Here is a 21,766-nt window from a genome sequence, read left to right as displayed (position 1 = left end):
GTCCCTGACCATCACCGTCCCGGCAGCGCTTCGCCGGCGGCCCGAGAAAGCGATCGGAAAATGCTGGCCCTCTTCCTGTTCCTCGTCCTGGTGGCCGTCGTCCTCGGAGTGATCGGCGTCGCCGCTTCCGGTCTGATGTACCTGCTGATCATCGGCATCGTGGTGTTCGTCGCCGATGTGCTGCTGCTGGGCCTCAGGCTCGGCGGCCGGCGCGGCAGGCGGCCGGCGCGCTGAGCGCGGCATGGCGGAGCCCGCCGGTGATCCGGCGGGCTTCCCTTCGCGTCAGGGCCCGGGCGGGTCAGAACCTGGGGGTCGCCGCCTGGCTCTCCACCAGTCGCGCGGCCTCCTCGGGCGTCGCCACCGACGGCGGGGAGCCCGCCAGCGGGCGGCGCGCCGTCTCCTTCATGCAGGCCACCGCGATCGCCCCGACCAGGGCCGCCGCCATCGCGTAGTAGGCGGGCATCAGCTCACTGCCGGTGGCGGAGATCAGGGCGGTGATCACCAGCGGTGTGGTGCCGCCGAAGACGGACGTGGAGACGTTGTAGCCGATGGACAGGGAGCCGTAGCGCACCTGGGTCGGGAAGAGGGCCGGCAGTGCGGCGGACATGGTCCCGAGCAGGCACACCAGGGAGAGGCCGAGCATCAGCATCCCGGCGGACACCGCTGCCAGACCGCCCCGCTGGACCAGCAGGAAGGCCGGCACCGACAGCACGAAGAAACCGAGCATGCCGGCCATGAGGACCGGCTTGCGGCCGACCCGGTCCGAAAGCCGGCCCACCTGGCTGACCAGCAGCATCAGCACCATCATGGTGGCGATGAGGATGAGCAGGCCGTGGGTCTCGGAGTAGCCCATCTCGTCCGACAGATAGGTCGGCATGTACGACAGGAGCATGTAGTCGGTGACGTTGTAGCCGCCGACCAGGCAGATGCACAGGACGAGGGTCCGCCAGTGGTCGCGGAAGATCTTCGCCAGATCGCCCTTGGCGCTGGTCTCGACGGCGGAAGCGGCCTCCGAGGCCCGGTGCAGGGAGGCGTCCTCCAGTTTCCGGAAGGCCGGGGTCTCGTCCAGCTTCAGCCGCAGGTACAGGCCGATCAGGCCGATGGGCCCGGCCACCAGGAACGGCACCCGCCAGCCCCAGGACTCCATCCCGTCGCTGCCGAGCAGCGAGGTCAGGATCGTCACCAGGCCGGCCGCGCCGACGTAGCCGGCCAGCGTGCCCAGTTCCAGGAAGCTCCCGAAGAAGCCGCGCCGGCGGTCAGGAGCGTACTCGGCGATGAACGTGGAGGCGCCGCCGTACTCGCCGCCCGTGGAGAAGCCCTGGACCAGCCGGAACAGGATCAGCAGCACGGGCGCCCAGAAGCCGATGAGGGCGTAGGGCGGGATCAGGCCGATGGCGAAGGTGCCGACCGCCATCATGATCATAGTCAGGGCGAGGACCTTCTTGCGGCCGATCTTGTCGCCCATCGGGCCGAACACCATGCCGCCGAGCGGGCGCACCAGGAAGGACACGGCGAAGGTCGCGAACGACGACAGCAGCTGGACGGTGTCGTTCCCGGACGGGAAGAACACATGGCCGATGGTGACCGCGAGATAGCTGTAGATGCCGAAGTCGAACCACTCCATGGCGTTGCCGAGCGAGGCGGCCTTGACCGCCCGTTTCACGGCGGCCTCGTCGGTGACCGTGATGTCGGTGCGCCGCAACGGTGGGTTTCTGCGCCGCTGGACGGCCCGGAACAGCGTGCGGTGGCGTTTGAGGGCCGCCGGGTCGGCGTCGATGTCCTGGAGACCGTCTTCGTTGTCCGCCATGCTGGTTCCTCTCTGCCTGCGCGCGGTCGTGCTCAGACCACCGCCTGCTCACTGGTGGCAGCGGCAAACGGACCGACGGGCGAGAGCGAGATCCGTCACGTCCGGTTGCGGGTGTGACGGGCGGAATTGTGGTGACCGGCACTCCCCCGGCCGGCGCGGGTCCGGCCGCTGTCGGCTGTGTCACGACCCTTGCCCTGCCCGTCCCCGCCGTGCTGTCATGCCCCTGACTCACTCCTTGACAACGTTGTCCGAGACAGGAGGTCCTGTGCGCGCCGGATCCCTCACAAACACCCGTGCCGGCCGGCTGCGCGGTCTGCGCCTGTGCGTGGCGGGGGCGGTGGCGGCGTCCGCGCTGCTGACCGCACCCGTCGCCGCACAGGCCGCCGAGCAGCGCGGCGGGCCGCTCACCGACCTGGTCAACCCGTTCATCGGCACCCAGAACGAAGGCAACACCTATCCGGGGGCCGCCGTGCCGTTCGGCATGGTGCAGTTGTCTCCGGACACCGGTCACAACACCGGCTACGACTACTCCCAGGACCACATCCGCGGCTTCTCCCTCGTCCATCTCTCGGGTGTCGGCTGCGGGCTCGGCGGCGACCTGCCGGTGCTGCCGACCACCGGTGAGGTGACGCAGACCGACTACGCGAAGTACGCGGCCGGTTTCTCCCACGAGGACGAGTCGGCGAGCCCCGGCTACTACCGGGTCGGCCTGGCCTCCGGCATCGAGGCGGAGCTGACCGCGACCACCCGCACCGGCGTGCAGCGCTACACCTTCCCCGCCACCGACAAGGCCAACGTCCTGCTCGACGCCGGGCAGGCCCTGCACCAGACGGTCTCCACCAAGGTGGAGGTCCTCGACAACCGCACCGTGCGCACGGCGATCACCGGCCGCGGCTTCTGCCAGGACACGCTTCCGTACACGGTCTACACGGTCACCCGTTTCGACCGTCCCTTCACCTCCTACGGCACCTGGGACGGCTCAGCGGTGACGCCGGGCTCGGCGACCGGCAGCGGCGGCGCCTACGTCCGGTTCGACACGCGGAAGGACCGTACCGTCGAGGCGACCACCGCGCTGTCGTACGTGGACGCGGCCGGCGCGGCGGGCAACCTGCGGGCGGAGGGCGGCCGTTCGTTCGACGCCGTGCGCTCCGCCGCGCAGCGCGCGTGGGAGAAGCGGCTGGAGGACGTGCGGGTGTCCGGGGGCGGTGAGACCTCGCGGCGCACCTTCTACTCGGCGCTGTACCGGTCGTTCCTGGCGCCCAACGTCGGCAGCGACGCCGACGGCCGCTACACCGGCTGGGACCAGCGCGTACACCGCGCCGACGGGTACACGTACTACCAGAACTGGTCGCTGTGGGACACCTACCGCACCCAGTCGCAGCTGCTGTCGCTGCTCGCACCGCGCGAGGCCAGGGACATGGCGGTCTCGGTGATCCGGATCGCCGAGGAGAGCGGCTGGCTGCCCAAGTGGGGCTACGGCACCGTCGAGACGAACATCATGACCGGGGACCCGGTGACGCCGTTCCTCACCAACGCCTACCAGCAGGGCCTGCTCAAGGGGTACGAGGAGCGGGCGTACCGGGTGCTGAAGAAGAACGCCGACGGGGTGCCGCCGGCCACCTCGCCGGCGGTGGGCCGCGAGGGCAACAAGGAGTATCTGGCGAACGGGTTCGTCCCGTACCTGAAGGACCGCCCGCACGCCAAGCCCGGTGACTCGGACTACGACCACGGCGCCTCGGCCACGCTGGAGTACGCCCTGTCGGACGCGATGCTCGCGCAGATGGCCCGCGATCTCGGCCACCGGCAGGACGCCGAGCGCTACGCCGCCCGGTCGCTGAACTACCGCACGGTCTTCGACGCGTCGACCGGCTTCTTCCGGGCGCGTGACGCCTCCGGCGCCTTCACCGGGCCGGCCGACCCCGCGCAGAGCGAGGGCTTCCACGAGGGGACGTCCTGGCAGTACCAGTGGCTGGTGCCGCAGGACCTGCCGGGGGTGGTCGGCCTCATCGGGGGCACGCGGGCGGCGAACGACCGGCTCGACTCCTTCTTCGCCTACGACCGGTTGCTGGCGGACCCGGCGAAGACGGCCCGCGAGGTGTGGGTCAACGGGCCGTACGACTACTACAACGCCGACAAGTACAACCCGCAGAACGAGCCCGACCTCGTCGCCCCGTACACGTATCTGTCGACCGGGCAGCCGTGGAAGACCACGGACGTGGTGCACGCCGCGCTGACCCTGTTCACCGACACCCCGACGGGCATGACCGGCAACGACGACCTCGGCACCATGTCCGCCTGGGTGGTCCTGTCGTCCATCGGGCTGTTCCCGGTGCAGCCCGGATACGACACCTGGGGTCTGTCCACCCCCGTGTTCGACCGGGTCGACCTGTCCCTGGACCGCCGCTACTACCCGCACGGACGGCTGACGATCACGGCGCCCGGGACGTCGGACGCCGACCGGTACGTGCAGGGGCTGCGCGCCGACGGCTCGCGCTATGACCGGACCTACCTCACCACCGGCGCGCTGCGCTCGCTGCGGACCCTCGACTACACCGTCGGCCCACAGCCGTCGGCATGGGCGACGGGACCGCAGGCCGCCCCGCCCGCGCTGCACTGACCGCCCCCTCCCCCGGCCCGTGACCGCGACCGGTCACGGGCCGGGGCCCGTTCAGTCTCCGCGGCGGCAGCGCAGGAACAGGTGCTCCTCGGGCGGTACGTCCGCGCCGCCCGGGGCGTACCCGTGGGAGGTCTCCTCGACGACGTCGAAACCGGCCTCCTCGACCACCTGGCGCAGGGCGGCGCGCGGGTAGCCGGAGACGCGGATGCGCCGGCCGAGGAAGGGGATCGCGACGTCGTCCACGTCGGCCTCCACCATCGACAGCGTGAACAGCCCGCCGGTACGCAGGAGTCGGCGGACCGTTCGGAGCGCGGCGGGGATCTCGGCGCGGGGCAGCATCAGCAGGGAGAAGAAGGCAGCGACCGCGTCGAAGCGGCCCAGGTCGCAGGGGCCGCCGGGACCGAGGTCGGCGATGTCGGCCTGGTGGAACCGCGCGCCGGGCACCTGGGCGCGGGCCCGTGCCACCATCCCGGCCGACAGGTCCACGCCGACCACCTCGAACCCGGCCTGCGCCAGCCGGCGGGCGGTCGGCACTCCCGTGCCGCAGCCGAGGTCCAGCACCCGGGACCCGGCGGGCAGGGACGCCACGAGCCACTCGGTGGCCGAGATCTGCCCCTCCTTGTGCGGGAAGGCCTCGTCGTAGCGCTCGCCGATGGCGTCGAAGGCCTCGGCCTGGCCCGTGCGGTCGCGCGGCGGCCCGCCGTCGTCGCGCTTGCCGAAGACGTTGCTGCTCATCGGGTGTCTCCCCCTCGCCTCGTCGCCGATGCGCGACCGACCCTACCGGGCGGGCCGGGGTCAGGGGAGGCCGTGGAACGCCGCGGCGTTTGCGGAGGAAACGGTCAACCGCGGACCACTTGTGGGCGGGGGCGCGCCTTCCGTGCAGACTTTGCGGTGACGCGATCCCACCACGGAGGATGATCCACGCATGATTACGCTGACGAAGGAAGACGGCCCGGCCGACCTGGACGGTGTCACCCATCTGTCCATCGGGGTGTCCTGGGACCCGACCGCGGGGTCCAGCGGCGGGGTCATCGGGATGCTCCGCCGCAAGACGGGCACCGATCTGGACCTCATCGCCATCGCCATGCAGGGCTCGGACCCGGTCCGCCTGGCGGGCCTTGACTCCCTGGACCCGATGGGCAACGGCTCCCTGGTCCACAGCGGCGACAACCAGACCGGCCGCGGGGACGGCGACGACGAGACCGTGACCGTCGAGTTCGCCCGGATACCGCCGAACATCACCTCGATCGTGTTCGTCGCGGCCGCGTTCAAGAAGGGCAGTTCCTTCCAGAAGGCGCGCAACATCAGCTTCAAGGTGTACGACGCGACCGGCGGCAGTTCCCAGCAGGTCGCCGACATCTGGCCGAGCCTGCTCACCCAGGACAACGGCTGTGCGGTGGCCAAGGCCGTACGGGTCGGCGGAGCCTGGAAGCTGGAAGTGATCAACGTGACCGGGAAGATCAAGCAGGGCGACGAGCACGCCCTGATGCGTTTCGCCGTCAGCAAGTGACCGGCGGCGCCCGCCCGCGGGGGCGGGCGTGGTGACGGTCCTTCCCGGCCGCGTTGCGGTGGGGGCGCCGCCGCACGGGGTGGGGCAGCGCCCGGCCGGTGGGGGGATCGGCCGGGAAGGACCGGGAACAGGGGTGCGGACCGGGGCGGGGCCCCGGTCCGCTGCTGGGCGCCGGTGCGGGGGCCGGCGCGGAAGGTCAGCGCGCCTGGGCGAGCTTGGCCACGGCCTGGGCCAGGCCGTTGGCCCACAGCTGGTTGACGCGGGAGCGCTCGGTGGCGTTCGGGTAGCGGTTGGTGCAGGACGGGCCGGGGCCGCCGCCCGACATCAGCTCGCTGCACGGGCCGCTGTAGTGGTCCGGCAGACCCAGCACATGGCCGGTCTCGTGCGCGGCGACGCGGATCGAGTCGTACTGCTGGTTCTGCGCGTAGTCCAGGAAGATGTAGCCGCTGCCGTGGCCGTTGGTGGAGGCGTAGGAGCCCCGCGAGTCGTTGCCCTCGTAGTAGGCGAAGTCCGCGCTGCCCGAGGTGGCCTGGAGCTTGACGTTGGAGACCGAACTGTTCCAGATGGAGGCGGCGCTCGATATCTGCGAGCGGAAGCTCGGCGCCTGGGAGGCGTTGTAGTAGACGGTCACCGACTTCAGGCTCGGCTGGGCGGCCTGCCGCTTGGCGACCGACTGCACCACGGCGTCGAAGAACGCCTTGTTGGCGGCGCTCTCCTGGGCCGAGCCCGCGTAGGGGGAGTAGCCGGCGACGGCGGTGGTGGAGGGAGCGGCGGCCGGCTGGGCGGTGGCGGGGACCGCGGTGCCGAGCGCGGCGGAGGCCAGACCGAGGCCGAGCGCGAGGGCGACGAGTCTGCGGCCGGTCTTCGGGGAGTCGCTGCGGGTGTGAGACATGTGGGGGCTCCTACTCGTTCCTGTGGGGTGTGAACGATCGGTTGCGTAGGAGTCTCGGGCAGACCAACGTCCCCGCGGATGATGGCAACTGGCGATAGCGCGGAGCTATCGGGGGCCGACTCGTGCACTTCCGTTGGGATTTGAACATCTGGCGGGCTCTCCCGGCGCCGCCCTACGCTGCGCCCATGGAGCTCGAGGTCAGACATCTGCGCGTCCTCTGCGCCATCGCGGACTCCGGCAGCCTGCACCGAGCCGCTCGTGAACTCGGCATGGCCCAGCCCTCGTTGAGCACGCAGTTGCGGCGTATCGAGCAGACGCTGGGCGGGCAGCTGTTCGTGCGGGCGCGCACCGGATGCCGGGCCACCCCGCTGGGGCACGAAGTGCTCAGCCGCGCACGCCCGTTGGTCGCCGAACTGGCGGCGCTCGTCACCGAGACGAGGGCGGCGGCCGCGCGGGCCGCCGGTGGGCGGCGGCTGCGCATCGGCGCGACCGCGAGCCGGGCCATCCCGGGCTGGCTGCGCCGGCTGCGGGGCCGGGCGCCGCGGACCGAACCGACGCTCCAGATGGACGTGTCCGCGAACTCCCTGCTGCGCATGGTGGCTTCGGGACGGCTCGACATGGCCTTCGTGCACGAGGTCGAGGGCAGTCCGCTGCGGGTGCCGCCGCAACTGTGCCTGCGGGTACTGGTCGAACGCGAGCCGCAGTTCGTGACGCTGGGCGCGGACCATCCGGCGGCGGCGCGGCGCGAGGTGGCGCTGGCCGATCTCGCCGAGGACCGGTGGATGGTCGACTCCACCGTGGACGGCGAATGGAACGCGCTGTGCCGGGTGTTGCGGGCGGCGGGGCAGGAGCCCGACATCCTGCACGGCGACTACCTCACGGCGTACTCGCTCGCCGCGACCGGTGAGGTGGTCACGGTGAGCCAGCCCACCGCGCACCCGCGCTCCGACCTCGCCCTGCGGCCGCTGCGGGGCGACCCGATCGGAGTGCGGCTGATGCTCGCGGCCCGCACGGAGGCCGAGATCGACGGTGTCTTCGCCGAGCTGGCGGACGCCTATCGCGAGGTGGCGCGGGAGTCGCCGGTGTACCGGGAGTGGCTGGAGCGGGCCGCCGCGGGCGGTGCGGTCTGGGCCGCGGAGCTGTGCGGGGCCGCCTGGGCGGCGCAAGCGGCCGGGACGGCCCGGGGCGCGGTCGGGGGGGCTCGGGGCGCGGCCGAGGCGGCCCGCGTGTCCGCCGCGAGCGGGGCCGCCAGGGCTTCGGGCGGGGCCGCACGGGTCCCGGGTGGGTCCCGGGTGTCGGGCGCGGCCGGAGGCCTCGCCGGCCGGGACGGGGCCGCCGGTTCCGGAGCCACCGGCCTGCTCGCGCCCGGCGGCCGGATGCGGTGACGGCGCTCACCGCGTTCCGGCGCCGTGAGCGGCGTTGGCGACGACGGCCCGGAGGCTCTCCGCGCACGTCACGGCCCGGCTTCCTCGCCCACCGCACCCGCCCCACCGGTCGACCGCGGCCGGTGCCCCGGGGCAGACCGATGTTCCCCCCGAACTGCCCCCTTCGCCCTTCCTCACGAGCCACCGGCCCGGCAGCATGGGAACCTGACCTGTGCGTGCCCACACGAGAGGAAGCGGACATGCGTGCCGACAGGCAGCGACGCCTCGCGGAGTCCGAGCGGCAGCGGGCGCTTCTTCGACGGGCGGACCAGGCCCCGGCCGCCGCCTTCGGCCCCGGGACGGCCGCCGCGGGGCGCACGGGACGGATGTCCGCCGCGGCCGCGCAGTCCCTCCAGCGGACGGCCGGCAACGCCGCGGTGGCCCGGATGGTCGCGGAGGAACGCCATCAGCACAGCGCGGACTGCGGCCACGGCGCCGCCGTGCAGCGCAGCGCCGACGACGAGGCCCCGCAGTTCGACGCCATGGACCGGGTGGAGGCGGTGACGCGGGGTTCGGGCAGCCCGATGCGGACGGACGTCCAGCGCCGGATGGAGAGCGACTTCGGCGGCGAGGACTTCAGCGACGTCCGCGTCCACGTCGACCGGGACTCCGCGGACGCGCTCGGGGCCAAGGCGTACACCACGAAGACCAACCGCATCGTCTTCCGCAGCCCGGCCGACATGGACGACCACACCCTGCGCCACGAGTTGCAGCACGTGCGCCAGCAGCGCGTCGGAGGCGTGCCCTCGGGCGTCAGTCACCCCGCCGACGCCCTGGAGCGCGACGCGGAGAGCACGGCGGCCAGGCTGGGGCGGGGGGCGACGGACGTCCAGCGGGCCACGCCCGGAGAGGCCGGCCGCTCACCTGCTCCGACCTCGGGCGGCGCCGTCCAGCGGGTGACGAAGGCCTCGCGTGACTTCTTCAAGCAGTGGGCCGGCGATGGCCCGGCCCTGACCACGGACCAGCGCAACTGGGTGTGGGACCAGCTCGTCCAACTCAACGGCGGCCACGAGGTGCGGGTGAAGAAGCTGGCGCCTGCGGCGGCCCTGAAACAGCTGGCCGACATGGGGGTGACCCGGGCGGCGATGGACGCGGAGCTGGGGGCCGGCGCCTCGTCCGCGCAGCAGGACGCGGTCCCGGAGACCATGGAGCAGTACGAGGAGCGGGCCCGGGCCATGGTCGCGGGCGCCGATCAGCTCTGGCGGGAGCGGCAGGCGCGGATGCCCCGGCTGGAGACGGTCACCTTCGACATCCAGGGGCTCGGCCGGGGAACCGTCGCGATGCTCAAGAGCCCCTCCGGCCCCGAGCACTCCCACATGCTGTCGTGGTTCTCCCACGGGTACGAGGACAAGCAACGCATCGCCATCGACACCGAGCGCCAGTACGCCTTCGCCGTCGAGGAGGAGCAGAGCCTGAACCGCATCGGGGCCGGCGCGGATGTCTTCGCGTCGCTGCCGGGCGCGTTCGCGAACGCCGGGGTGGAGCCCACCGGCAGCGCGCCCGGCCAGTACGTGCAGCCGCACCACGCCAGCGAACTCACGCTGGAGATCGACCGGGTGACCGGGCTGGTGGAGCACTGCGACGTGGCGGTGCTGCTGGACTTCCAGTGGTCGGACACGGTCGCCGACGAGTTCGCCGAGGCGCGCAAGGCCGACACGCCGCCGCTGCCTGTCATCATCGAGAACGCGCCGGCGTTGCGGAAGTACGGTGCGCTGCTGATCTACGCCTGCCGCACGCCCTGGTCCGTGAACGCCGCGGCCCAGGGCAGCAAGCCGCTGAAGGAGGCCCTGCAGAGGGAACTCACGGAGCAGGGGCTGTCCGCCGAGGAGGCGAGGCGGCGGGCGGAGGAGAAGTACGTGGGCGCTCCCCGGACGGGCCGCGTCCACCAGTGACCGCCGCCGGCCCCCGGGGGGCGCGCCCGGTGACCGCGGGCGGCGCTCATCCGGCGGACAGCGCCTTCCGCAGCTCCTTGGCGGTGGACGCCGGGTCGTAGCCCTCGGGGACGCCGGGCACCAGGATGATGTCGCCCTCGATGTGGCGGGAGCGCAGCGGCGCGATCTCCCGGTAGGCGGGCGAGTCCCACCAGGTCCGCGCCTCGGTCATGCCGGGGAAGGCGATGACGACGATGTGGCCGGGCCAGGCGCCCTCCGTCACCTCGTGCTGTGCGCCGTGCACGAGGAAGCGGCCGCCGTACGGCTCGAAGGTGCCGGTGATCCGCTCGATGTACTCGGCGATCTCCGGGTGCGGGGCGGCCTCGCGCAGGTGGGCGATGGCGTAGGCGGTCATGGCGTCCTCCGGTCGGTCGGCTCGGTGCGGCCGCGGTCTGTCGCGGCCGGGTTCGTACGGCCGGTCCCGGCCGTCGCTCCGTACGACGACGAGCCTCGCACGCGCCGGGGACCGGGGCGATGACCTCTCGGGTAAAGGCGCCGGGTCTCCCGGGCGAGGGTGGGGGCGCCTCCCGGGCGGGGGCGCGGGTGCTCCCTGGTGAGCGCGGGTTCAGGGTGCGGCGTGGGCGGGGGTGACGGCGCGGCCGCCGGGATGGCGGTGGCGCCAGAGCCAGAAGACCGCGCAGGAGACGACGGCCCAGGCCGCCAGCACCAGGAAGGGGAAGGCGTGCTGGTGGCCGGTGAAGTACACGGCGGTGTGCTGCGCGTTCACCGATGCGCCCGGCGGCAGCCACTGGCCGATGACGCCGAGCGGGGAGGGCAGCAGCGGCCAGGACACCGCGCCGCCCGAGGAGGGGTTGCCGAGCAGCACCATCAGTCCCCAGGTCGGCAGCATGGCCCACCGGCCGAAGAGGGTGTTGAACATGGTGAAGACCATGCCGGAGGCGAACATCGTCAGCGCGAGGATCAGCCACGACTCGACGAACGGCAGTTTCAGCGCGCCCAGCAGCCAGTCCACCACCGCGGCGATCACGAACCCGCCGAGCAGGGCGTAGGCCGCCGTGAAGAGGATGCGCTCGAAGGGGTTGAGCGCGCGGGCGTGCACGCTGAGCTGGATCGCGCCGACGAAGCCGATGATCACGGCGGCGAGCGAGATGTAGAAGATCGCCAGGCCGCGCGGGTCGCCCTTCTGGAGCGGTTTGAGGTCGCGGATCGTGACGGGTGTGCCGGTGGCCTTGCCGACCCGCTGCGCCGCCTCCTCCAGCACCTGGGCGACCGTGGCCCCCGAGGCCCCGGAGACGTCGAGGACGACGGTGTCGCCGGCCGTGGGGATCTCCAGCACGGCGAACACCCGCTGGTCGTCCACGTCCGTCTCGGCCGCGGCCCGGTCGTCGTAGGCGTGCAGTTGCAGGGAGGCGGCCAGCGCCTTCTCCATGCCGGCGACGAAGCGCCGCCCCTGCGGCTGCTCGTAGGGGCCGACGACGGCCGTGGGGATGGTGTGCGGGGTGGGGTTGGCCATGGCGTAGGTGTAGGAGCCGGCGAAGAGGCCGGCCGCGGCGGCCAGGATGAGCGTCAGGACGGTCGCGGGCAGGAAGGGCGAGGCGCGGAAGGCGGCCCACCGCTGGGCGAGGGTGGGCGGCCGGCCGTGTTCTCCGTGCGGCAACTCTGACATAGCGCCCACGCTAGATCATTGCGCCCGCACTCCACCTGCCGGGGACGCTGCCGCCGCACCCGAAGAGGGACGCTCCCGCTCCACCGGAAGCCGTCGAGCACGCCCGGACGCCGACGGCTCCCCGATCCGGACACCGACGGCCCCCACTCCGGCAGGCGGCTTCCCCGCCCGAAGGATTCCCGGCCTCGCGAGCACGGCGGCGCACTTCTTCCGGTGGCGCACCAGGCCGCACGGGACAAAAATGTCCGGTTTGGCACCACTGCGGCAGATGCCGGACCATGGGTCCGTCCGGCGACCCTGGACACCAGTTCGATGAGAGGCGCACCACCCCATGCACGTCACCGGGACCGCCGCGCAGCAGGCTCCGGCCCCGCAGGACCCCTCTGCGGCCCCCGCCCCCGGCCCCCGCGGCCAGGACTCCCCCGGCACCCCGGGCCAGGACTCCCCCGCCGCCGGCCGGCACGCCCGCCGGTTCGGGCTGCCCGTCGCCACCGCCCTGGTCATGGGCAACATCATCGGCGGCGGCATCTTCCTGCTGCCCGCCTCCGTCGCCCCGTACGGCACGGTCAGTCTGGTCGCCTTCGGCGTCCTGACCGCCGGCGCCATCGCGCTCGCCCTGGTCTTCGGCCGGCTCGCGCAGCGCGACCCGCGCACCGGCGGACCCTACGTCTACGCCCGCGAGGCCTTCGGCGACTTCGCCGGCTTCCTCGCCGCGTGGGCGTACTGGATCACCACCTGGGTGTCGAACGCCGCGCTCGCCGTCGCCGCCGTCGGCTACCTCGACGTGCTGCTCCCGGTCGGCGGCCACCGCTGGTCCGCGTGTCTGGCCGCCCTGGTGATCCAGTGGCTGCCCGCGCTCGCCAACTTCGCCGGCACCCGCTATGTGGGCGCCGTGCAGCTGGTCTCCACGGTGCTGAAGTTCGTGCCGCTGCTGCTGGTCGCGGTGGGCGGGCTGTTCTTCCTCGATCCGCACAACCTCGGGCCGTTCAACGCGAGCGGGCAGAGCCCGGTCGGCGCCGTCTCCGCCTCCGCCGCGCTGCTGCTGTTCTCCTACCTCGGGGTCGAGTCGGCCGCCGTGAGCGCGGGCGAGGTCGAGAACCCCCGGCGCAACGTGGGGCGCGCCACCGTGATCGGCACCGCGGGCGCGGCCCTGGTCTATCTGCTGGGCACGCTCTCCGTCTTCGGCACGGTCGCCCACGACCGCCTGGTGACCTCCGCCGCGCCCTTCTCGGACGCGGTCAACGCGATGTTCGGCGGCAGCTGGGGCGGCTGGGCCGTCGCGGCGGCCGCGCTGGTGTCGATGACCGGCTGCCTCAACGGCTGGACGCTGCTGAGCGCGCAGACCCCGTACGCCGCGGCCCGGGACGGGCTGTTCCCTGCCGTGTTCGCGCGCCGGCGGCGGGGCGTGCCGACGGTCGGCGTGGGCGTGACCGTGGTGCTGGCCTCGCTGCTCACCGTCTACAACTACACGTCGGGCTCGGCGCGGGTCTTCCAGGTCCTGGTGCTGGTGACCACGTTCACGGCGACCGTGCCGTATCTGCTGGCCTCCGCGGCGCAGCTCATGCACCTGGTCTCCGGACGGCGCGAGCTGGTGAACCCGGCGCGGCTGGCGCGGGACCTGGCGGTGGCCGCGGTCGCGGCGGCGTTCTCGCTGTGGCTGGTGGCCGGCGCCGGTTACGCGGCGGTGTACCAGGGCGTGCTGTTCCTGTTCGCCGGCGTCGTCGTCCACGCCCTGCTGGCGGGCCGCAGGCGGCGCGCCGCGCACCCGACCGACCGCCCGACCGGCTGACCGGCCGCGGGGCTCGGCCGACGGCCGGGAACCGGGGCGGACCGGAAGATCGTCCACTGGATATGTCGGGCACCTGGCGGCGCGTCCGCACGGCGCCGCCGGCCCCGAGCACCGGAAGGTGGCACGATGCCCCGCACTGCGTCCGCGCACGGCGACCTCGCCGACCTCTACCGCGATCTGCACGCCCATCCCGAGCTGGCCTTCGCCGAGCACCGCACCGCTCGGATCGTGGCCGAGCGGCTGCGCGCCGCCGGGTACGAGACGGCCGAGGGAATCGGCGGCACGGGCGTGGTCGGGGTGCTGCGCAACGGTGACGGGCCCACGGTCGCGCTGCGCGCCGACATGGACGCCCTGCCGGTGGAGGAGCAGACCGCCCTGCCCTACGCCAGCACCGCGCGGACCACGGACGGCGAGGGCCGCACGGTGCCCCTCATGCACGCCTGCGGCCACGACATGCACGTCACGTGTCTGCTCGGCGCGGCGGCCGCGCTCGCAGCGGACCGCGCCTCCTGGCGGGGCACCCTGCTGCTGGTGTTCCAGCCCGCCGAGGAGATGGGCCAGGGCGCCCGGGCGATGATCGACGACGGGCTGTTCGAGCGGTTCGGGCGGCCCGAGGCGGTGCTCGGCCAGCATGTGGCGCCGCTGCCGGCCGGCTGTCTCGGACTGCACCCCGGACCGGCGTTCGCCGCCTCCGACTCGCTGCGCGTCGTGCTGTACGGCCGAGGCGGCCACGGCTCCCAGGGGGTCCGGGCCGCCGGGTGAGGAGGCACCCGTCCCGGCCGGCGGCCGGGTGGGACGGTCAGGCCAGGTAGCCGTCGGGGCGGACCAGGAAGACGTCGCCCGGGGCGGCGGCGTAGGCGGCGTACGCGTACCCGTCGGCGTCCACGACGACGCGGGCCCCGTCGGCGGAGCCGGCCGGGGCCTTGTCGCCGGGGCGCAGCACGATAGAGGTGTGCGGCGCGCCGGACGCGGCCGGGACACGTGTGTCCGGTGCGGCCGCGTCGGGTGTGCCGGCGCCGAAGACCAGGCGGGTGAAGTGCGGTCCGCGGAAGAGGTCGAAGAGGCGGACGGCGGCGCCGGACGCGTCGCGCAGCGGGGCGTCCGGCGCGCGGTCGCCGGTGACGAGGGCGCCGGCGGCGTCGGGGGCGCGGTAGGTGATGTCGAGGCCGAAGCCCTCCTCACCGCGCCGGTAGGCGTCCTCGTGGCCCTCGGCGTAGCGGTCGAGCAGTGCGGTGCTGACGCCGAGGACGCGGGCGGCGACGGCGCGCCGCTCGGTCTCGTAGCGGTCGAGCCCGGTCTCGGCGGCCAGCCGCCAGCCGAGGTTGTAGGCGTCCTGGACGCCGGTGTTCATGCCCTGGCCGCCGGTGGGCGGGTGGACGTGCGCGGCGTCGCCGGCGAGGAAGACCCGGCCGGCCCGGTAGCGCTCGGCGAGCCGTACGTTGGGCCGCCACACCGTCGCCCAGCCGTGCCCGGTCAGGCGCACACCCGAGGAGAACCGGTCCAGGGCGGCCTGCATGGTGGCCAGGGAGGCGTCGTCGCCCGCGCCGAGCACGGTGGCGTACTGGAACATGCCGGTGCCGGGCAGCGGGGTCATGACGATGCCGGACATGGGGTCGCCGGCGGCCGCGAACCAGTGGCCGAAGGCGGGGTCGAGGCCGGGGGCGGTCACGTCGCCGACCAGGACCCGGAAGGTCTCGTCGGTGGTGCCCGGGAAGGGCACGCCGATCGCCTTGCGGACGAGGCTCGCGCCGCCGTCCGCACCGACCAGGTAGTCGAAGCGGGCGCTCTCGCCGGTGGACAGGCGGGCGGTGACCTGCTCGTCGTCCTGCTCCAGGCCGACGAGCGCGACGCCGAGTTCGACCTGTACGCCGAACTCGGCCAGCCGGGCGCGCAGGACGCCCTCGAGCTGGGACTGGCCGAGCACCCAGGCGTTCGGGTACGGCACGTCCGGGCGGGGTTCACGCGGCTCGAACATCCGGCGAACGCCCGCCGGGCGGCCGTCGAGGTGGACGCGGATCGGGGCGGGCGGCGCGCCCTCCTTCAGGACGGCGTCCAGGACGCCGAGGTCGTCGAAGACCTCCAGGGTGCGCGGCTGGATCCCGTCGCCGCGCGAGCCGCCGAAGAACCGCTCCGCCTTGTCGACGATCCGCACCCGGACGCCCCGGCGGGCCAGGTCGATGCCGAGGGTGAGACCGGTGGGTCCGGCGCCGGCGACGAGCACGCGCATCATACTGAATCTCCATTCACTGAATTTAGATTCATCGTGGAGCCTGCTAGCGTGCGCTGTCAAGAAGGGCGAGGAGGATCATGTGAGACGTGCGGCGCAGGCGGCCGACACCAGGGCCGCGTTGCTGGCGGCGGCCAAGCGCCTGTTCGCCGCACGCGGGTATCTGAACACCAAGATCACCGACATCACGGCGGAGGCCGGCCGGTCGGCGGGGTCGTTCTACACCCACTTCGCGGGCAAGGAGGAACTGCTGGAGGCGCTGCTCGCGGAGGTGGCCGAGGCGGGCGACCGCCAGGCGGCGCGCCCCGAGCACAAGGCGGACTTCACCGACCCGCAGGCGATCCGCGACCACGTCGCCGGCTACGCGCGGGTGTACCGGGAGCACGCGGCCACCATGCTCGCGCTCCAGCAGGCGGCGCTGGTCGACGAGAACTTCGCCCGCACCCTGCGGCACTGGCGGCGCGCCCAGTTCGAGGATCTGCGCGGCCATCTGAGCCACATCCCGGACCTGCCGGCCTCCCCCGACGTCGCCCTGACCCTGCTGGCCTCGATGTTCGACAGCCTCGGCCGGCTGTGGCCGGACGTCCCCGAGGAGGAGGCCGTCGAGGTGGTCACCCGGTTCGCCTACCGGGCGCTGAACGGCCGGGACATCCCGGCCGGCGACTCCTGAGGGCGGCGGACCCTGACGGCGGGCGGACCCTGATCGCGTTCGGCCCCCTGACGGCAGGCGCGCGAAGGGGCGCCGACCGCCGTCTCCGGTGGCCGGCGCCCCCGGGCCGGATCGTGGAGGGGTTCGGATCAGGCGATCTCGATCAGCAGGTCGCCGCCCTCCACCTGCTGGATGCGGTTGATGGCGAGGCGGCCCACCCGGCCGCCCTTGGTGGCGGTGATGGCCGCCTCCATCTTCATCGCCTCGATGCTGGCGACCGTCGCCCCCGCCGTCACCTCGTCGCCCTCGGCGACCGCGAGCGTCACCACACCGGCGAACGGCGCCGCCACATGACCCGGGTTCGTCCGGTCGGCCTTCTCCGTCACGGGGATGTCGGAGGCGGCCGCCTTGTCACGTACCTGGATCGGCCGCAACTGACCGTTGAGCGTGGCCATCACGGTGCGCATGCCGCGCTCGTCGGCCTCTCCCACGGCCTGCAGCTCGATCAGCAGCCGGACGCCCGGCTCCAGATCGACGGCGTACTCCTTGGCGGGGCGCAGCCCGTAGAAGAAGTCCTTGCTGTCCAGGACGCCGGTGTCGCCGTAGGTCTGACGGTGGGTCTCGAACTCCCGCGTGGGGCCGGGGAAGAGGAGCCGGTTCAGCGTGGCGCGGCGGGTCTTCTCCAGGCCGTCGCGGTCCTCGTCGGTCAGCTCCCGCACGGGCCTGGCCGGTGCGCGGCCCTTGAGCGCCCTGGTGCGGAACGGCTCGGGCCAGCCGCCGGGCGGGGTGCCCAGCTCGCCGCGCAGGAACCCGATGACGGAGTCGGGGATGTCGAACCGGTCGGGTGAGCGCTCGAAGTCCTCCGGGGCGACCCCGGCGCCCACCAGGTGCAGTGCCAGGTCACCCACCACCTTGGAGGAGGGGGTGACCTTGACCAGGCGGCCGAGGATACGGTCGGCGGCGGCGTACATCGCCTCGATCTCCTCGAAGCGGTCGCCGAGGCCGAGCGCGACCGCCTGGGTGCGCAGGTTGGACAGCTGGCCGCCGGGGATCTCGTGGTGGTAGACGCGGCCGGTCGGGGAGGCGAGGCCCGCCTCGAAGGGAGCGTAGATCTTGCGGACGCCCTCCCAGTACGGCTCCAGGTCGCCGACCGCCTTCAGGTCCAGGCCGGTGGGCCGTTCGGAGTGGTCGGTGGCGGCGACGAGCGCGGACAGCGAGGGCTGCGAGGTGGTGCCGGCCATCGAGGCGACCGCGCCGTCCACCGCGTCGACGCCGGCCTGGATCGCGGCGAGGTAGGTGGCGAGCTGGCCGCCCGCGGTGTCGTGGGTGTGCAGATGGACGGGGAGGTCGAACTCGCGGCGCAGCGCCGAGACCAGCGTGGCCGCGGCGGGCGCGCGCAGCAGCCCGGCCATGTCCTTGACGGCCAGCACGTGTGCGCCGGCCTCGACGATCTGCTCGGCCAGGCGCAGGTAGTAGTCCAGGGTGTAGAGGCGCTCGGCGGGGTCGGACAGGTCGGCGGTGTAGCACAGGGCGACTTCGGCGACGGCGGCGCCGGTCTCCCGTACGGCGTCGATGGCGGGCCGCATCTGGCCCACGTCGTTGAGCGCGTCGAAGATGCGGAAGACGTCGATGCCGGTGGCGGCGGCCTCCTGGACGAAGGCGTCGGTGACCTCGGTCGGGTAGGGCGTGTAGCCGACGGTGTTGCGGCCGCGCAGCAGCATCTGGAGGCAGATGTTGGGCACCGCCTCGCGCAGCGCGGCCAGCCGCTCCCAGGGGTCCTCGGCGAGGAAGCGCAGGGCGACGTCGTAGGTGGCGCCGCCCCAGCACTCCAGGGAGAGCAGTTCGGGCAGGGTGCGGGCGACGACCGGGGCGGCGGCGAGGAGGTCCTTGGTGCGCACCCGGGTGGCGAGCAGGGACTGGTGGGCGTCGCGGAAGGTGGTGTCGGTGACGCCGAGGGTGGGCGAGTCGCGCAGCGCGCGGGCGAATCCCTCGGGGCCGAGTTCGATCAGGCGCTGCCGGGACCCGGCGGGCGCCTCGCCCGCGGGCAGCGGCGGCAGCTTGGTGACCGGGTCGACGGTCTCGGGGCGTTCGCCGTGCGGCTTGTTGACGGTGACGTCGGCGAGGTAGGTGAGCAGCTTGGTGCCGCGGTCGGCGGAGGTGCGGGCGGTCAGCAGGTGCGGGCGCTGCTCGATGAACGAGGTGGTGACCCGCCCGGCCTGGAAGTCGGGGTCGTCCAGGACGGCTTGGAGGAAGGGGATGTTGGTGGCGACGCCGCGGATGCGGAACTCGGCGACCGCGCGCCGGGCCCGGCCGATGGCGGCCTTGAAGTCCCGTCCGCGACAGGTCAGTTTGACCAGCATGGAGTCGAAGTGGGCGCTGATCTCGGTGCCGGCGTGGGTGGTTCCGCCGTCCAGGCGGATGCCGGAACCGCCCGGTGAGCGGTAGGCGCTGATCCGGCCGGTGTCCGGGCGGAAGCCGTTGGCGGGGTCCTCGGTGGTGATACGGCACTGCAGGGCGGCGCCGCGCAGCCGCACGGTGTCCTGGGAGAGTCCGAGGTCGGCCAGGGTCTCGCCGGCGGCGATGCGCAGCTGGGCCTGGACCAGGTCGACGTCGGTGACCTCCTCGGTCACGGTGTGCTCGACCTGGATGCGCGGGTTCATCTCGATGAAGACGTGGTTGCCGTCGCGGTCGAGGAGGAACTCCACGGTGCCGGCGTTGCGGTAGCCGATCTCGCGGGCGAAGCGGACCGCGTCGGCGCAGATGCGGTCGCGCAGTGCGGGGTCGAGGTTGGGGGCGGGGGCGAGTTCGATGACCTTCTGGTGGCGGCGCTGCACGGAGCAGTCGCGCTCGAAGAGGTGGATGACGTTGCCCTCGCCGTCGGCGAGGATCTGCACCTCGATGTGGCGGGGTTCGACGACGGCCTTCTCCAGGAAGACGGTCGGGTCGCCGAAGGCGGACGCCGCCTCGCGGGAGGCGGCCTCGATGGACTCGCGCAGCGCGGCCGGGTCCTCGACCCGCCGCATGCCGCGCCCGCCGCCGCCGGCGACGGCCTTGACGAAGACGGGGAAGCCGATGTCGTCGGCGGCGCGGACCAGTTCGTCCACGTCGGTGGAGGGCGCGGAGGAACCCAGCACCGGGACCCCGGCCGCGCGGGCCGCCGCCACCGCGCGGGCCTTGTTGCCCGTCAGCTCCAGGATGTCGGCGTCCGGTCCGACGAAGGTGATGCCGGCCTCGGCGCAGGCGCGCGCCAGCTCGGGGTTCTCCGACAGGAAGCCGTAGCCGGGGTAGACGGCGTCCGCGTCCGCCCGGCGGGCCGCGCGGACGATCTCGTCCACCGACAGGTAGGCGCGCACCGGGTGGCCGGGCTCGCCGATCTCGTAGGCCTCGTCGGCCTTGAGCCGGTGCAGCGAGTTGCGGTCCTCGTGAGGGAAGACGGCGACGGTGCGCGCTCCGAGCTCGTAGCCGGCGCGGAACGCGCGAATGGCGATCTCGCCGCGGTTGGCGACCAGTACCTTGCGGAACATCCTGGATCCCTTCGGCCTGCCGGTGACGAGGACCATGGTGTCGGCGACACTCCTGTGACGCCATGTGAGCCGGGCCACTCACGCCGGTGTCTCCCCCGTGCGGTGGTGCGTCCGGGGCCGTACTCGGTGCGAACCGGTGCGAACGGCACGGATCGCGACGGTGTGTCAGGCGGTGGCCGGCCGTTCGGTGCCCGGTCGTCCGCGGAATTGTCAGTGATCGGTAACAGCGGGATCCCCGAGGGGGTTTCCGCCGTCCTCAGAAGTGCGTGTGCCCAGGAGGCGCGCGCTACGGACACGGACTGGCGAGAAGCGGGGCGGGGACATGGCACGGCACAACGGACGGGGATGGCACGGTCGGGTGCTCGCGGCGGCGCTCGGGGTGACCGCGGTGGCCACCGCCGCGTCGGTGTGGACCGCGCAGGCCGACCCCTCGGGGAGCGGACACGCGTCGGGGCGCCCGTCCGCGTCGGCCGGGGGGGCGGCGGGCGCGGGCGCGCAGGGCGGCGGGGCGGCCAAGGTGGCGGTGACCATCGCGCACGCCTCCGACCGGGGTGAGCGGGGCGTCAACATCACCATCGACGACGGCCCGGACCCCACCTGGACCCCGCAGGTGCTCCAGGTGCTGCGGGAGTACGGGGTGAAGGCCACGTTCTGCATGGTGGGCCCGCAGGCGAAGGCGCACCCCGATCTGGTGAAGGCGGTCGTGGCGGCCGGGCACCGGCTGTGCGACCACACCGTGTCGCACGACACCGCCATGGACCACAAGTCCGAGGCGTACCAGTCGCAGCAGATCGTGGACGCCGAGCGCATGATCACCGAGGCCTCGGGGGGCGTCCGGCCGATGTACTACCGGGCTCCGGGGGGCGCGTTCACCCCGTACAGCCGCTCGCTGGCCGCCTCCCACGGGATGCGTCCGCTCGGCTGGAACGTCGATTCCAAGGACTTCGAACGGCCGGGTGCGGCGGCCATCGTCGCCACCGTCGAGCATGAGATGGCCAACGGTCCGACCGTGCTGTTCCACGACGCGGGCGGGGACCGCTCGCAGACCGTGGCCGCGCTGCGTGAGGTGCTGCCCTGGCTGAAGCAGCAGGGGTACTCCTTCGGGTTCCCGGTGCGCTGAGCTTCGGGTTCCCCCTGCGCCGAGCGCGGGCGGCCTGCCGGGCGCCGATGAGGGGGCGTCAGGCCGGGCGGCCCGCCGTGGCGTCGCCCTGACGGCCGCCGACCAGGGCCGCGGCCGTCAGGGCGGCCCAGCCGAGGGCGCTGGCGACCGCGCCGGCCCGGCGGACCCGGCCGGTGACGGCACGGCCGAACAGCACGGCGTCGCCGACGTCCGAGGCGATCCGCACGGCTGCCGCGGTGGCCAGGGCCGGTCCCGCCGGGGCGAGGAGCATCGCCAGTCCACCGGCCGCGTCGCGCCAGGCCAGCGGGCGCAGGGCCAGGGCGGTGTACGGGTGGGTCCTACCGTGTTCGCCGGTCAGCCCCACGGGGCCGGCCAGCCAGTCCGGCCGACGGACGGCCGTCACTCCGTAGGCGGTCGTCGCCGCCCCGACCACGCGCAGCAGTCCTGTCCGCACCGAAGACACCTCCGCGAGAGAACGCGGCCGGGCCGTGTCCGCCGGCGTTTTCCGGTTCATCCGGCTCGTCCCGCTCGTCCGAATCCGTTCCGAAGGGGCGCGTACCCGCGGCCGGACGGTTGCCCCGTACACCGAGAGAGGATTTGTCGCTGTTTTGGGTGCACAGTGGAAGGAGCACCAACCCCCTCATACGGA

General features: G+C 73.3%; 15 protein-coding genes and 2 pseudogenes. 9 read left to right on the top strand and 8 right to left on the bottom strand.

All coding sequences use genetic code 11. The features are described from left to right. Positions 1-60 precede the first annotated feature (60 nt). Entirely contained in the window at positions 61-234 is a 174-nt protein-coding gene (locus AB0N63_RS20735) for a hypothetical protein (RefSeq protein WP_019983658.1), read from the top strand. A 64-nt stretch (positions 235-298) separates the two neighbouring features. Here the strand turns inward: AB0N63_RS20735 and proP are convergent, their stop codons facing one another. Continuing rightward, entirely contained in the window at positions 299-1,807 is a 1,509-nt protein-coding gene (gene proP / locus AB0N63_RS20730; RefSeq protein ID WP_365530455.1) for a glycine betaine/L-proline transporter ProP, read from the bottom strand. A gap of 304 nt (positions 1,808-2,111) precedes the next feature. Between proP and AB0N63_RS20725 the strand changes: the two genes are divergently transcribed. Continuing rightward, positions 2,112-4,424 (top strand): GH92 family glycosyl hydrolase, encoded by a 2,313-nt coding sequence (locus AB0N63_RS20725; RefSeq protein WP_365530510.1) that lies wholly within the window; start codon positions 2,112-2,114, stop codon positions 4,422-4,424. Positions 4,425-4,475: 51 nt separating this feature from the next. Here AB0N63_RS20725 and AB0N63_RS20720 read toward each other — a convergent pair whose 3' ends face one another. Then, positions 4,476-5,159, bottom strand: coding sequence for a class I SAM-dependent methyltransferase (locus AB0N63_RS20720; protein ID WP_365530454.1), 684 nt, complete (start codon positions 5,157-5,159; stop codon positions 4,476-4,478). Positions 5,160-5,349: 190 nt separating this feature from the next. Between AB0N63_RS20720 and AB0N63_RS20715 the strand changes: the two genes are divergently transcribed. Then, entirely contained in the window at positions 5,350-5,934 is a 585-nt protein-coding gene (locus AB0N63_RS20715) for a TerD family protein (RefSeq protein ID WP_019983654.1), read from the top strand. A gap of 196 nt (positions 5,935-6,130) precedes the next feature. Here AB0N63_RS20715 and snpA read toward each other — a convergent pair whose 3' ends face one another. After that, a complete protein-coding gene (snpA, locus tag AB0N63_RS20710) occupies positions 6,131-6,826 on the bottom strand; it encodes a snapalysin (RefSeq protein WP_365530453.1) in 696 nt (231 codons plus the stop codon). Positions 6,827-7,011: 185 nt separating this feature from the next. Here snpA and AB0N63_RS20705 point away from each other — a divergent pair. Both AB0N63_RS20705 and AB0N63_RS20700 read left to right on the top strand, forming a co-directional pair. Next, a pseudogene (locus AB0N63_RS20705) lies at positions 7,012-7,935 on the top strand (LysR family transcriptional regulator); the annotation flags it as partial. Positions 7,936-8,450: 515 nt separating this feature from the next. Next, positions 8,451-10,142: a DUF4157 domain-containing protein gene (locus tag AB0N63_RS20700; protein WP_365530452.1), complete on the top strand. Its 1,692-nt coding sequence runs from the start codon at positions 8,451-8,453 to the stop codon at positions 10,140-10,142. A gap of 46 nt (positions 10,143-10,188) precedes the next feature. Here the strand turns inward: AB0N63_RS20700 and AB0N63_RS20695 are convergent, their stop codons facing one another. Continuing rightward, positions 10,189-10,536, bottom strand: coding sequence for a DUF1330 domain-containing protein (locus AB0N63_RS20695; protein WP_365530451.1), 348 nt, complete (start codon positions 10,534-10,536; stop codon positions 10,189-10,191). A 210-nt stretch (positions 10,537-10,746) separates the two neighbouring features. Further along, entirely contained in the window at positions 10,747-11,808 is a 1,062-nt protein-coding gene (locus AB0N63_RS20690; protein ID WP_365530450.1) for an ABC transporter permease, read from the bottom strand. A gap of 331 nt (positions 11,809-12,139) precedes the next feature. Here AB0N63_RS20690 and AB0N63_RS20685 point away from each other — a divergent pair, with 331 nt between their 5' ends. Together AB0N63_RS20685 and AB0N63_RS20680 are read left to right on the top strand one after the other, a co-directional pair. Continuing rightward, a complete protein-coding gene (locus tag AB0N63_RS20685) occupies positions 12,140-13,597 on the top strand; it encodes an amino acid permease (protein WP_365530449.1) in 1,458 nt (485 codons plus the stop codon). Between the two features lie 126 nt (positions 13,598-13,723). After that, positions 13,724-14,335, top strand: a pseudogene (locus AB0N63_RS20680) (amidohydrolase); the annotation flags it as partial. 61 nt (positions 14,336-14,396) lie between these two features. On the opposite strand, the gene AB0N63_RS20675 reads toward AB0N63_RS20680, so the two are convergent. Then, positions 14,397-15,824, bottom strand: a complete 1,428-nt coding sequence (locus tag AB0N63_RS20675) for an FAD-dependent monooxygenase (RefSeq protein ID WP_365530509.1) — start codon at positions 15,822-15,824, stop codon at positions 14,397-14,399. An 82-nt stretch (positions 15,825-15,906) separates the two neighbouring features. Here AB0N63_RS20675 and AB0N63_RS20670 point away from each other — a divergent pair, with 82 nt between their 5' ends. After that, the gene (locus AB0N63_RS20670) at positions 15,907-16,494 is read left to right on the top strand and encodes a TetR/AcrR family transcriptional regulator (RefSeq protein WP_365530448.1); all 588 of its coding nucleotides are present in this window, start codon (positions 15,907-15,909) and stop codon (positions 16,492-16,494) included. Positions 16,495-16,622: 128 nt separating this feature from the next. Here AB0N63_RS20670 and AB0N63_RS20665 read toward each other — a convergent pair whose 3' ends face one another. Next, entirely contained in the window at positions 16,623-19,997 is a 3,375-nt protein-coding gene (locus AB0N63_RS20665) for a pyruvate carboxylase (RefSeq protein ID WP_365530447.1), read from the bottom strand. 322 nt (positions 19,998-20,319) lie between these two features. Between AB0N63_RS20665 and AB0N63_RS20660 the strand changes: the two genes are divergently transcribed. Further along, positions 20,320-21,117 carry a polysaccharide deacetylase family protein gene (locus AB0N63_RS20660; protein WP_365530446.1) on the top strand — a complete coding sequence of 266 codons (798 nt, stop codon included), beginning with the start codon at positions 20,320-20,322 and terminating at the stop codon, positions 21,115-21,117. A gap of 58 nt (positions 21,118-21,175) precedes the next feature. Here AB0N63_RS20660 and AB0N63_RS20655 read toward each other — a convergent pair whose 3' ends face one another. Continuing rightward, on the bottom strand, positions 21,176-21,571 hold the full coding sequence (locus AB0N63_RS20655; protein ID WP_365530445.1) for a hypothetical protein: 396 nt from the start codon (positions 21,569-21,571) through the stop codon (positions 21,176-21,178). Positions 21,572-21,766: the final 195 nt, after the last annotated feature.

Source organism: Streptomyces sp. NPDC093260 (assembly GCF_040683715.1).
Taxonomy (GTDB): domain Bacteria; phylum Actinomycetota; class Actinomycetes; order Streptomycetales; family Streptomycetaceae; genus Streptomyces; species Streptomyces sennicomposti.
Note: the sequence above shows the minus strand (reverse complement) of the source record. Positions and strands in the feature narration are given on the sequence as shown.